11 protein-coding genes are annotated in these 13313 nt (G+C 43.0%); 10 read left to right on the forward strand and 1 reads right to left on the reverse strand.

Going from position 1 to position 13313, the window contains the following annotated elements:
* Window positions 1–33: 33 nt before the first annotated feature.
* The 5 genes from ABWT76_RS14520 (at window position 34) to aguB (ending at window position 3861) form a co-directional block, all read left to right on the forward strand.
* A complete protein-coding gene (locus tag ABWT76_RS14520) occupies window positions 34–216 on the forward strand; it encodes a hypothetical protein (RefSeq protein WP_156331535.1) in 183 nt (60 codons plus the stop codon).
* Window positions 217–412: 196 nt separating this feature from the next.
* A complete protein-coding gene (locus ABWT76_RS14525; protein ID WP_354636318.1) occupies window positions 413–1285 on the forward strand; it encodes an HEXXH motif-containing putative peptide modification protein in 873 nt (290 codons plus the stop codon).
* A gap of 3 nt (window positions 1286–1288) precedes the next feature.
* Window positions 1289–2167, forward strand: a complete 879-nt coding sequence (locus tag ABWT76_RS14530) for a class I SAM-dependent methyltransferase (protein WP_354636319.1) — start codon at window positions 1289–1291, stop codon at window positions 2165–2167.
* Between the two features lie 271 nt (window positions 2168–2438).
* Window positions 2439–2690, forward strand: a complete 252-nt coding sequence (locus ABWT76_RS14535) for a hypothetical protein (RefSeq protein WP_190877668.1) — start codon at window positions 2439–2441, stop codon at window positions 2688–2690.
* A 310-nt stretch (window positions 2691–3000) separates the two neighbouring features.
* Window positions 3001–3861 (forward strand): N-carbamoylputrescine amidase, encoded by an 861-nt coding sequence (gene aguB / locus ABWT76_RS14540; RefSeq protein ID WP_354636320.1) that lies wholly within the window; start codon window positions 3001–3003, stop codon window positions 3859–3861.
* A gap of 415 nt (window positions 3862–4276) precedes the next feature.
* Here aguB and ABWT76_RS14545 read toward each other — a convergent pair whose 3' ends face one another.
* The gene (locus ABWT76_RS14545; RefSeq protein ID WP_190877664.1) at window positions 4277–4519 is read right to left on the reverse strand and encodes a hypothetical protein; all 243 of its coding nucleotides are present in this window, start codon (window positions 4517–4519) and stop codon (window positions 4277–4279) included.
* A gap of 113 nt (window positions 4520–4632) precedes the next feature.
* On the opposite strand from ABWT76_RS14545, the gene ABWT76_RS14550 reads away from it, so the two are divergent.
* The 5 genes from ABWT76_RS14550 to ABWT76_RS14570 all read left to right on the forward strand — a co-directional run bounded on the left by ABWT76_RS14550 (window position 4633) and on the right by ABWT76_RS14570 (window position 13130).
* Window positions 4633–5418 (forward strand): DUF928 domain-containing protein, encoded by a 786-nt coding sequence (locus tag ABWT76_RS14550; RefSeq protein ID WP_054464938.1) that lies wholly within the window; start codon window positions 4633–4635, stop codon window positions 5416–5418.
* Window positions 5419–5443: 25 nt separating this feature from the next.
* Window positions 5444–7699 carry a CHASE2 domain-containing protein gene (locus tag ABWT76_RS14555; protein ID WP_054464937.1) on the forward strand — a complete coding sequence of 752 codons (2256 nt, stop codon included), beginning with the start codon at window positions 5444–5446 and terminating at the stop codon, window positions 7697–7699.
* 172 nt (window positions 7700–7871) lie between these two features.
* Entirely contained in the window at window positions 7872–8654 is a 783-nt protein-coding gene (locus ABWT76_RS14560; protein ID WP_054464936.1) for an MBL fold metallo-hydrolase, read from the forward strand.
* Window positions 8655–9110: 456 nt separating this feature from the next.
* Entirely contained in the window at window positions 9111–11237 is a 2127-nt protein-coding gene (locus tag ABWT76_RS14565; RefSeq protein WP_054464935.1) for a GAF domain-containing sensor histidine kinase, read from the forward strand.
* A 213-nt stretch (window positions 11238–11450) separates the two neighbouring features.
* Window positions 11451–13130 (forward strand): AarF/ABC1/UbiB kinase family protein, encoded by a 1680-nt coding sequence (locus tag ABWT76_RS14570; protein WP_054465054.1) that lies wholly within the window; start codon window positions 11451–11453, stop codon window positions 13128–13130.
* The last annotated feature ends 183 nt before the right edge of the window (window positions 13131–13313 follow it).

Raw genomic sequence — 13313 nt, forward strand, 5'->3', positions numbered from 1 at the left:
GAACTAAATTACCTAAATAGGATTTCCGCAATTATGCTCATGCAAAATAACGTTCAGGATTTAATTGCAAATCTGGCCAACACCGTATCGACTGATGAAATTAAACAGACAAAAGTAGTTGCGACTAAAGTTCGCAGTATGTACACCGAAAACGGGGAAAATACTGTCGTTAACCTGGTTATGATTGCCCATGACTTAGAAGCGGAAATGTTTTAATTAATTTGATTGAAATTTAGCAAAAAATTAGCTCGTCTCTAAATGTAGGGGCGATTCGCCAATCGCCCCTACATTTAGCATCTTACAGTAAAAAATGTATCAATAGTCTTTCTGTTTTGAAGGCAAACAAAAATTTGATGCATGAATTTATTACTCAAAGGTAAACATTAGATCAATAGAAACACGGAGAGTCAGAATGTTTTATCTGGATGGATATAAAAATTGTATAAAAACAGTTTTTCTTTTGGCCTGTAGTAACCAAGAACAGAAGATTAACAGCCTTGAGGAATTAAAAAATCAATATATTTGTTTTTTAAATCAACATTTTTCAGAAACTCCGATTCCCACTGAAGCTAACTTAGACCAATTTTGTTTTGATATAGAGCGAATCAAAAAAATCGCGGTAAAATATCAAGAAGATGGAATATTAACCGATTTAAAAACAAAAATTGATTTGAATACCCCTATTGCATCAATGGAGGAGGCATTAAGTTATGTGAAAAAGGGTCAGATCCTTTTAAATCAAGTCAATCCTTCTCTAGGCACAATATTTGATCTAGTGATTCATACTTTATTTTATGTGCGATCGCCTAATGCAGGAGGTGGTTCAGTATCAGACGCACCTGGAGTTATCTGGTGTGCAATCAAACGCAACTGGACAGATATGGATATTGCCGAGTTTTTAGTGCATGAACTGACTCATAATCTTGTGTTTTTAGATGAATTATGTTATCAACACTATACTAATATGATCCAGTTGAGTGACAAAAAGCACTATGCCAAATCAAGCATTTTAAATAAACAACGTCCTCTGGATAAAGCATTTCATAGTCTGGTAGTTTCCCATGAGGTACTGCATTATCGCCAAGAAGCCGGAGAACCAAGCACTCCTCTTGTTCATCCGCCTTCTGAGCAAATGCTTTCGGCATCTTTAGCGACTATTAATAGTATCAAGGCTGTGATTGATAACAGCAACTTGGTGCAACCAAGATTTTACGAAATTTTAGCCAATATCGAAGTATCTTTACGTCAATTAGAGAAATCACTAAAGACAGTTGTTGCTGTTTAGGGTATGAGCGAAAAAATACATTCTTATCAGTATCTTCAGGACTATCGCTTTGAATGGTGGAATCCAGATTTTCTGGAACTTTTGGCTAAAAGGTTCAATCTATCCCAAATTAATAGTATTGCGGATATAGGTATAGGGTTGGCGCATTGGTCACGCCTCTTAATTCCATTTCTCTCTCAACCCTTACGTTTTGTGGGGGTTGATATTGAATATTTTTGGATTGAAAAAGCGAAAAAAACTTTTAAGAACATCCAAAAAGAAGTGGAGTTTTCTGAATTACATTTTATTCAAGATGATGCCCATAACCTCAGCTTACCCAGTAATAGTTTTGATTTAGTAACTTGTCAAACATTACTGATGCACTGCTACGATCCGAAAAAAGTCTTAGCAGAAATGAAACGGATTGCTAAACCAGGTGGACTAATCTTAGCAGTGGAACCCATAAATTTACTTAATCGCTTAGAATTTAGTTCCTTGATCAACAGCTTATCGGTTGAACATCAAACTTCTCTTTTTCAGTTTTGGTCATACTTTCATCAAGGAATCAGAGCAAAAGGCAAAGGAGATCATAATATAGGTGCTTATTTACCGGCTCTATTTCAGCAGGTTGGCTTAGAAAAAATAGCCGTTTATCAAAATGATCGAGTTTATGATTCAAAAAGTGATGACTCGATTAGTGTTGAAGATATCCTCATGGAATATAGGAAGCCAGAAACCGCTGAAATGATTATGGCTGGGGGAGGTAATGACCAGATTATTGCTGAAGGACTCGAATCTGCCAAATTTCTCGCTGAATTGATCGTCTCTGAAATCCAGAATCATAATTATTATGCTACCGGGTTTCTCAATACATTTATATTCAGCGGCTTTAAGTCAGAGTAAATTTTTTAGGGATGCCATTGAATCATAAAAACGCAATTCCTAAATTAACATAAACCTAGGGACACGGCAATGCCGTGTCCTGATTTTAGTTGGCATAAGCGATCGCCCCTCTTATCCTGGTGCCAATATAATTCTCATTGGTTATTCTTGAGAGGAGATCGCTTATCCTATCATCCTATCCCTCATCCTGCATTCTTTGTCTCTTGGTGGAGAGTAGAGTCAAAATGCAAAATGCTTTATAATAAAATTACCAGTATAGAAAAAATTTAAGATGCAAAGTATTAGAGTGCGATTCGCGCAAGCTATCCGCTTTGCGGAATCGCGGATTGGCAAAAATGGAATTGTACAGATTCAGTTACCGGAAGTCACAGAAGGCACTGAAGTAGATATTATTGTGGTTTATGAATCCACATCAACGGCAAAAGACACCAAAAAAATGAGCGATCGCTTTTATGGCTGTATTCAGGATGAAACATTCCTCCGACATCCACAACCAGAACCAGCAGAAAGAGAAACATTTTGATGCTGTACTTACTAGACACCAATACCTGTTTATCTCAAAGGCAAAAATATCCATTTAAAGCAAAAAAAAACACCGATCAAATCTGAGGATCGCATCAAAGACTATACTGAATTCAAGTAGGGACTTAGACCAGCCGTGTCCTGATTTTTGCAGCCGCGATCGCCCCTCTTTTTCTCTGGTCAGCATAATTATTCTGATTGATGATGATTAATTATTATTGAGAGGTGATCGCTATTTTGTTAGTTTACCATGCGATCGCCCACCAATTGTTTTGCTAGAATAAGTTTTGCTCAAGTCAAAAAACACATCTATGCACCCTCAACTCATCAAAACAGCGGCCATTCAAACATCCTATTCCGAAGAACACAACCGCAACGTCAAAAAAATCAGTGAATTAGTCCGAGAAGCGGCAGCTAAAGGCGCTCAAGTCATCTTACCTTCAGAATTATTTGAAGGACATTATTTTTGTAAAGAAGAACACGAGAAATTTTTTGACTGGGCGCATCCCGTCGAAGGACATCCCACCATTCATCATTTCCAGAAAATTGCCGCCGAATTAGGGGTCGTCGTGCCGGTTTCTTTTTTTGAAAAAGCAGGCCAGTCTTATTACAATAGTGTGGCGATCGTGAATGCGGATGGGTCTTTATTAGGGATTTACCGCAAAAGTCATATTCCCGATGGCCCAGGATATGAAGAAAAATTTTATTTCCGACCGGGAAATACCGGATTTCGGGCTTGGTCAACCCGATTTGGCACCATTGGGGTAGGAATTTGTTGGGATCAATGGTTTCCCGAATGTGCCAGAGCAATGGTGCTCATGGGAGCAGATATCTTACTTTATCCCACGGCGATCGGCAGCGAACCCCAACAGGCGGATTTAAATACTAAAGACCCTTGGCAACGGGTGATGATTGGTCATGCGGTGGCGAATATTGTCCCGGTGGTGGCAGCAAACCGGATCGGCACCGAAGACGGACAAACTTTTTACGGTCATTCTTTTATTGCCAATCACTTCGGGGATAAAGTGGCAGAATTAGGTGCCGACGAAGAGGGGATTATTTATGCCACCTTCGATCGCGCCGAAATTACCCGGACAAGGGCGGCTTTTGGCTTTTTCCGCGATCGCCGTCCCGAACTTTACGGTCTTCTCAGTAGTGTTGATGGCATCTAATATCAAGTCGGTTCGATCGCTTACAAAAACAATCCTCTCTCATTAAGATGGATTCCCGCAGGAGTTTACCCCCGCGAAAGCCGCCATCGGCTGGAATGACAGGGCTTTGTAGATAATCAACGAATACACGGACTTGATATAATTCGCCGGAATGGGAACCTTAAACCCCAGCCACGCATCTAGACGATATCTGGATGATATTTATACGATATCTATACGATATCTATGGAGTATTTTTGTTTCAATTATTGGCATATTTTTGCCTAATTGATGGTCTAGGTGATGGTTGGGTAAGTTTAAAATTAGTCAAGTTTTGTAAACATTTATAAACTTGAGCCAGCGCTCGAAAAATTCCGGGAAATTCGACCATTGACCGGGGAGGGAAAAAAACATCGATCGCTGCTGTAAGCCCCTGTCAAAAGTCATCATTTCCTGGATGTTTGACCCGCCAATCGGGGCAGCGATCGGAGAAATCGGAATTATTCACATTTTTCTGCCAATTCTGGGTGAATTTGTCCCCAAAAACTCCGATTTTTTCCGGCAAACCGCTGCGGTAGAGAATATAATGGATCTGTATGTGCCAACCTAATCTCACATCTTCATGGATTAAACAGACAAGACTTGATAAATCTTCACTCAGATACCTAAAAATTGGCAATTGTGTAAATTTTACCCGATGGGGAAACAGCTAAATTATGGCTGGCTGAGATGGCTGGCTGAGATAGATTTAAATAAACTGAAGTCAATGAAGGATATTTACGAGGTGTTCAAATGAGTCAACGAAAAAATGGTTTAAAAAAATTGGCTGGCTTATTCCTCTATCCAGCCTTAATCAATTGTTTTGGCTTGTTGCCGTATCAAGCAGCAAAATCGGAGCCAGTCGATTTTCAAATTAGTCAATGGGGCGGCGGGGGTGGTGGGGGCTGGCCTCAACCAGCATATCGTGGGGCTCCAGCCAGAACCATTGGCGGAGGTACTCGCGGGGATGGTTGCATTTCTGAGGATTTGCCCAAACCCAGTGCATTAATTCCTACCAATAATGTCTGGACGACTCTTTCCGATCGCCCCAAATTTTTCTGGTATGTTCCTTCCACTAAAGCCAAAACCGCAGAATTTGTAGTTTTGGATCAAAATGGTGAAGAAGTTTATAGTAAAATGCTCGATCTGAGTCAGGTGAAAACTGGGACAATTATCGAAGAAAATCTCCCCCCAGATGTTTCTTTAGAAACAGGTGAAGTCTATACCTGGCAGTTGTCAATCGTTTGCAATCCCCAACGCCGAAGTGGAGATGTTTATCTGGAAGGTTGGGTGGAATCCTTAGACCTGGAAGCAGACCAACTGAATCAACTACAAACGAATCTGAAACAAGCCGGTGAAGATAGTTGGAAACAAGCAGAAGTCTATCTAAATGCCGGGATTTACAATGAACTGGTGAGTTTATTGGCTCAGAATCGTTGTGATTATCAAAATGAATGGCAAGAGTTGTTAAATTGGATGGGTTTGGAAGCACAAGTAGGGACTGATACGATCGCCCAATGTGCCGTGCAAAACAACTAAAAAACAACTAGAGGGGTGTCTCAAGATGTGGTCAACCTGGAAAAAGTTGATATGGCAATGGCGTGGGGTATGGCTAACAGCCCCTAGTATGGCAGTCCTAGTCATCCTGGTGCGCTGGGGTGGATTGTTGCAAGCCTGGGAATGGGCAGTTTTCGATCAGTCCCTTCGGCTGCGTCCTGAAGCAACCCAGGATCGCCGAATTGCGATTGTCGGGATTGACGATCAGGATCTGCAAAAAATTGGTCAGGCGATCATTCCTGATGGGGTTTATGCGGATTTGCTCCGCAAACTCAAGGCTATGGAACCGAGAGCCATTGGTTTGGATATTTATCGGGATTTACCCATAGAACCCGGTCATCAAGAGTTGGTCGAAGTGTTTAAATCCACCCCAAATCTCGTGGCTATTCAGAAAGTGGTGGGGAATAGTCCCAGGGAACTGGTCGCTGGCCCCCCCGCTTTGGCGGGCAACTTTTTTCAAGTTGGCGCAAATGATTTAATTGTTGATGCGGATAACAAGGTGCGCCGTAGTTTTCTTTATGTGCAACCGGATCCGGAGCAAACCTACTTCAGTTTTGGGATGTTGTTGGCGGGTGCTTATTTAAATGCTGACGGCATTAGCCCAGAACAAGATCCAGACACAGGAATTTGGCGGTTTGGTCAGACTGAGTTTCCGCCTTTAGAAGCCAATGATGGCGGCTATGTGCGGGCAGATGTGGCGGGCTATCAGGTGATGCTGAACTATCGCGCTGGGAGTCAGCATTTCGAGACGGTGCCGATGCGAGATATTTTGGACAATAAGGTGCCGCCAGATTGGGGGCGCGATCGCATCATTTTAATTGGGGCGGTCAGTGACAGTTCTAACGACTTATTTTTTACCCCCTATAGTAGTGGTCTGCTGACCCTGCCAGAACGGATGGCGGGAGTAGAAATTCATGCCAATGCGATCAGCCAAATTTTAAGCAGCGTCCTCAACGATCGCCCCTTAATTAGAAGTTGGCCAGAATATTATGAATGGCTGTGGATTTTATTTTGGAGTACCATTGGCGCGTCCTTCACTTGGGCATGGCGATCCACGGGTAGCGAGAAAACCTTTTCCTGGCAAAAAACCGTCGCCCTAGTCAGTGCGGGAGTGGCCTTATTTGGCAGCACTTATGTGGCCATGTTACAAGGTTTGTGGCTGCCCGTAGTCCCTGCGGGTTTAGCCTTAGCCGGTTCCGCGATCGCCGTCACCGCTTATATTGCTCGTAGTGCCGCTGAAATTAGAAAAACCTTTGGCCGTTATCTCACCTCGGAAGTGGTGTCTAACTTATTAGAAAACCCCGAAGGTTTAAAAATGGGGGGAGAACGGCGCAAAATTACCATTTTTACTTCCGATTTAAGAGGTTTTACCGCTTTATCGGAAAGACTCTCTCCCGAAGAAGTGGTGAAAATTCTTAACTTCTATCTCAGCAAAATGGCGGATGTGATTACATCCTACCAAGGGACAATTGATGAGTTTATGGGAGATGGGATTTTGGTGCTGTTTGGGGCACCGACCGCTAGACCGGATGACCCGGAACGAGCGATCGCCTGTGCGATCGCCATGCAGTTGGCAATGGATACCGTCAACCAAAAAATGAGAGAGTGGGGCTTGTCGGAACTAGAAATGGGCATCGGCATCAACACTGGGGAAGTGGTGGTCGGCAATATTGGCTCCGAGAAACGCACCAAATACGGGATCGTTGGCAGTCAAGTCAACTTAACTTATCGGATTGAATCCTACACCACTGGGGGACAGATTCTCATCTCCGAAACCACCTTAAAAGATGCCGGTGAACAGTTAGTTCAAATCAACGGCACAAAACAGGTGACACCCAAAGGGGTAAAAGAACCCATCACCATCTATGATGTGGGTGGCATTCAGGGAAAATATCATTTATCTCTGCAAAAAAAAGAAGAAGTTTTCTTCCCCCTCAAGGAACCATTGCCTTTGCAATACACGGTTTTAGATGGCAAAAATATTGGCGATACCAAGTTTTCCGCCAATTTGATTCATCTATCCCCCAAAGCCGCTTTATTGCAAATCCCCGATCCATCGCCAGATCATGTCCAACCCATCCCCTTAACAAATCTCAAATTAAATTTACTTTCCCCAGAAACCGAGGCAGAATTCAGTGAAGATATTTATGGGAAAGTTTTGGAAAAACCAGCGGATTTGGGCTGTTTTTATATTCAGTTTACCTCCAAACCTCCAGGGGTTGAAGCCAAATTGAGCGCCCTGTATAAATCCCTCACTGTTTAAATCGGATGCGGCGATCGCCGAATTTTATAATTTTTTTCCTACATCTAGATGGCGGGGAGTGATTAACTCAAGAAATGTTCATATGGGACTGCTGAATTGTTAGTCCCAGCTTCGTCTCGTTTTTTCTGTATATCAAAAAATCTAACCAATTCAGAAATCAGAGAGTGACAACATGATTAAAATACTTTTCTTAGGGACTGGATCGGCTTTTACTGTGGGAGCCGATAATTATCAATCAAATATGCTACTGATCGACGAACAAGGTAATAAACTTTTGATTGATTGTGGGTCAGATATTCGCTTTTCCCTGTATGCCGAAGGGTTTTCTTATTTAGATATTACTGATATTTATATCAGCCATTTACATTCGGATCATGCCGGGGGTTTGGAATATATGGCTTTTACTACCAAGTTTGATCCCCGCTGCCAGAAACCCAATTTGTACATCAGTAAAGATATTGCAGGTCCCCTCTGGCAAAATACTTTATCCGGTGGGTTAACATCAGTGCAAGGGGATATTAATGATTTAGATAGTCTGTTTGCCGTGCATAAAGTAAGCAAGAATGGCCATTTTACTTGGCAAGGAATTCAATTTGACTTGGTGCAAGTAATCCATATTGATAATGGCTATTATCTGATGCCTAGCTATGGCTTATTTTTTGCAGTGAATGGGCTGAAGATATTTTTAACCACCGATACCCAATTACAGGTGGAAAAAATGCAGGAGTATTACGATCGCGCCGATCTGATTTTCCACGATTGCGAAACCTCCAAATTCCCCACTCCCGTTCATGCCCATTATAATGATTTGGTGAAGTTACCCGCCGAAATCAAACAGAAAATGTGGTTGTATGGATATCAACCAGGCCCATTACCCGATGCCACAGAAGGGGGATTTTTGGGCTTTGTCAAACGGGGACAAAGTTTTGAATTATCCGAGGCTTTGATTCGGTGATTATAAGCGATCGGTTTGGGTGATTTGATGAATTGATCCCTGGGGATCCCTGGCGATCGCCAGGGATCCCCCCATTTCCTCCGAGTATCTTGCTGCCGGGGGAATTTTTTTCTCTCTGACAAATGCTGGGGCGGCATCTCTCAGTGGAATTACTGAACGACCCAGTAAAATTACTCAGATTAACCCAGCAAAAAAGCTGGCAAAATCACTGATGTAATTATATTGCTTTCAGGGGTAAGCTGATAGATAGATGAATAGCAGCGTCTGGGAAACAATTTACAGAAACCATAGAAACCGGGTTTCTGGCTAGATCGTGGCACTTACTGGCTACGGCAAATCGGCCAATGGGATGTTAAATTCAAAGGAAATTCTCCCAATCCACTCAGGTTAGGGCAATATGGATCGGCAGATCCGTCTGGCGATCGTGGAAACAAAATTTATCTCTATGTTTACTGAATGTTTACTGACTTTGGCACAGATATATCTAGTCCAGCCTACGGGGAATCCCCTGACCAGAATTTTAGCTTGATGATGGCTCAAATCCTGTTGAATCAACCTAATGATTTGAACCGGGCGTCGTCAATTGTTGAACTAATCAGAAATACCTTTAATGTAGACTGCTGCTTGATGGCAGTAGAGAGGAGCTTTGAGGAACCGATCCCATCAAAGATTGACTGGTATGTCAGCACGTCATCACAAATTCAAGAACGGTTTGGCTCAGAAGTAGCATCTTTGCCGTGTGAGGATGATTTGCAACTTGATTTGCAGCCTTTGTGGGATGCAATAGTGGCAGAACCCGATGGAGTTTTGATTTCTCAAGCTCAGGCAGTGTTTTCTGAGTTGGGGGTATCCAACTGGTTATCGCAGCTTGAAGGGTCATTGATCGCGATCGCGGCTCCCCCCAATCGACCTGTGGTTGGAGGCTTGGTGCTGATCGCTATGCAACCATTATTATGGACGGAAACAAAGATGCAACAGCTTAACGAAGTGTCAAGCCAAGTGGCGATCGCCATTGCCAATTTGGATCAACAGAGGACAATTAGTTCTTACAAAGAAAAAGTGACATCCATTCGTCAGCAACAAAACTTAATCCATCAGATGACAATGGCGATTCATCACTGGAGTGACTTAGATCAAATTCTACTTATGGCGATTGATAAACTGGTGGACTCGTTAGCAGTTGAAAAAGGGTTGATTTTACTCCTTAAATATCAAGATCCTCTATATAAAAGCCGTAACATAAGTCAGGGTGCTAAACAGAAAGGACGCAGCAAACGAGTCCCTAGAGCGAAAGTGGTAGTGGTTTGTCAAAGTGGTTTGGCTGTTGTTAAAGAAACAGATGAAGCGGAAAAGGATCGATCTTTTGTCCCTGATTCTATAGTCAATGAGTCTTTAGTCAATGAGTCTTTTTGGCTGTCTGATTGTCCCTGGTGCCAACAAGCTTTTCTCAACGCCCCAGAGCCGATCAATCTACCCAATCTCACCGAGGAGTCTGCTGACCGGGAAAATTACCCGAAAACGATGTTCAAAATTTTTGATCTAGAGCGGATGCGATCGGGTATTAATGTGCCGATTATCGCCCTGAGTAGTGGGGGTAGCGGTAATACGATTTTAGGGTTTTTAGTGTTGCAAAATTCCAGCGATCGCCCGTGGTCTGCGGAAGAGTTAAAAATTTTAGAATTAGTCGGCACTCAACTAGGCAATGCGATTTTACAAAATCAAACTTTGCACCAAGTTCAAGCCTTAGTAGAAGACCGCAATGCTCAACTGAAGCGAGCGATGGAAGTGCAAGCCAAACTTTACGAACTGACCCGCCAACAACTTGACCAACTGCGACGCTTAAATGAGGTGAAAGATGAATTTCTTGATACTCTCAACCATGAGTTAAAAACTCCCCTGGCGACCATGCGGATGGCGATCGAAAATTTACGCCGTCCCGGGATTTCCCCCGAACGCCAAGCCATGTATTTGGACATGATGCAATCCCAATTAAATCGGGAAACCAAATTGGTCAATGACTTACTCAAGTTGCGGGAATTAGAGTTTCGCAACTCTACTATCCAACTAGAAATGCTCGATTTGCAACCATTTTTGCGCGGTTTAGCAGATAATTTCCGGCAAACCTGGTCTGATAAAGAATTAACCCTCTCTTTACGCTTAGAAAAAAAACCCCTGAAAATTCAAACCGATCCCAAAAATCTGGAACACGCGATCGTGGAACTGCTTACCAACGCCGGGAAATACTCAGATCCCGCAACCAATGTTGATTTGCAGGTCATGCAGCACATAGAAACAGGCTCGGTTGTGATTAAAGTCACCAATATTGGCGCCGGGATCTTTCCAGCGGATCTACCTAATATTTTCGACAAGTTTCGGCGCGGTCAAGGGATGACCCAAAAAGCGGTAGCCGGCACCGGATTAGGTTTAGCCTTGGTCAAGTCATTGATTTCTCACTTAAATGGCACCATCACCGTCACCAGTGAGTCCTTACAGCCCCCGGAAAATGCCGATGATGATTCGGTGCCTTGGGAAACCTGCTTTACCGTCACTTTGCCCCAGCAACTTAAACGACCAGAACTCTAAGGGAACTTTCAGGCAATGGTTCGGGCAATGGTTCGGGCAATGCTTCAGGCAATGGTTCGGGCAATGGTTCGGGCAATGGTTGGCTTGGACATTCAGCATCACCAAACCCCATCAATTTTAGCGAGTTAGAAGTTAGCTGACTCGCTTTTGGTTGCCTGACTATGGCAAACTACTGAATGTCCCCGTGGTGCTGTGATTTCCCAAGCCCAAAGAATGCTCACAAATTCTACTCCAAAAACCTTCCGCTGGCAAAAAACTCAATATTCTCCCTTAGATCGGCAACGAGAAGTCTTTAGCGCTGCCGGATATTTTCTCTTTTGTTTGTGGTTGGATAAAAAACTGGGCAGAAATTCCCCGCAAATTAGACAAAAGCGTGCTCAGTGGTTAGTTCAAAAGCTTTTAGATTTAGGTCCGACATTTATTAAAATTGGCCAAGCTTTGTCCACTCGCGCCGATATCCTGCCCTTGGAATATGTGCGAGCCTTGAGTTCCCTGCAAGATAAAGTCCCGGAATTCAGTGGCAATGAGGCGATCGCCCTGATCGAATCAGAATTCGGCAGTTCCATTTATTCCCTATATCGGGATTTTAAGGACCGTCCGATCGCCGCTGCCAGTTTAGGACAGGTTCACCTCGCCCAACTCCACACCGGACAAGATGTGGTGGTCAAAGTCCAACGTCCGGGATTACAAGAACTCTTTCAATTAGATTTTCAAGCCTTGGGCAAACTCTTGCGGTTTTGTCGTCGCTGGTTGCCTTGGACAAGAATCTATAACTTAGAAGCAATTTATGATGAATTTTTTAATATTCTGTATCTAGAAATTGACTATGTACAAGAAGCAAAAAATGCCGAAAAATTTGCTATTAATTTTAAAGACTATCCCGAAATTATTGTGCCTAAAATTTACTGGGAAAGAACCAATACGAAAATTTTAACTATTGAATATCTCCCAGGGATTAAAATTGATGACCGGGAAACGATTGAAAAATTTGGCTTAAATCCCCAAAAAATTAATCAGATTGGCATTTGTTGCTACCTGAAACAAATCTTGATTGATGGCTTCTTTCAAGCGGATCCTCATCCGGGCAACATGGCCTTAACCCCCCAAGGACAAATCATTTTTTACGACTTCGGCATGATGTCGGAAGTCAACGCTCTGAATAAAGAAGAGATGATTAAAACATTTTTTGCCGTTCTCAGAAAAGATACGGATGAGGTGATTACCACCCTGATTAATATGGGACTAATTGAGCGGGTTTCGGATATGAGGCCAGTCCGTCGCATGATTACTTTTTTATTAGATAAGTTTACAGAAAAACCGATTGATTTTCAGGCATTTGGCGAGATTAAAGGGGAGCTTTATGCGATGTTTGAACAGCAGCCATTTCGCCTGCCTGCCCAGATGACTTTTATTTTAAAAGCCTTAACCACCCTGGATGGGCTGGCACGGTCTTTAGATCCACAATATAATTTAGTGGCAGCGGCTCAACCGTTTGTCAAGAGTATTACGGCATCCCAGGGACGGAGTAATCTGATTCAAGAACTGACGAAGCAAACTCGTAATTTTATTCAGTATAAATTACAACAACCCAATGCCACTGAACGGGTGATCCGCCGCTTAGAAGAGCGGATCGCCCAGGGAGAACTGGAGCTACAAGTCCGCTCTATGGAGAGCGATCGCGTCCTCAGACGAATTAGTCTGGGAATAAAAACCCTGATTTATGCTTGTTTAACCGGATTTAGCTTCTTAGGGGGTGCTGTATTAGTGGTAGGTAATTTTAAATCTTGGGCAATTTTTGCCTTTACACTTTGTGCTCTATGTTTCTTGTTGCTGTTACGCTCTTTAAGCGCTTTAGCTTTGCGGGAAAAACTCGATCAAATGATAGAAAAATAGCCAGATTTCCCAGGGGGCGATTTTTTCGGTGTTTCCGGGGAAAAATCATCGGTCTGAGTGGATGGGCAGCTTTCAGCGATCGCACGCACCTTGCTCAGGCGAGGGAATCGCCCAGGCTCAAAGCAGACCCACCAATTGTTGTTCACCGAAAAATGTTAAACTTTGTAATATATATCCGGTCGG

The sequence above is a fragment of the Planktothricoides raciborskii GIHE-MW2 genome, assembly GCF_040564635.1.
Classification (GTDB): Bacteria; Cyanobacteriota; Cyanobacteriia; order Cyanobacteriales; family Laspinemataceae; genus Planktothricoides; species Planktothricoides raciborskii.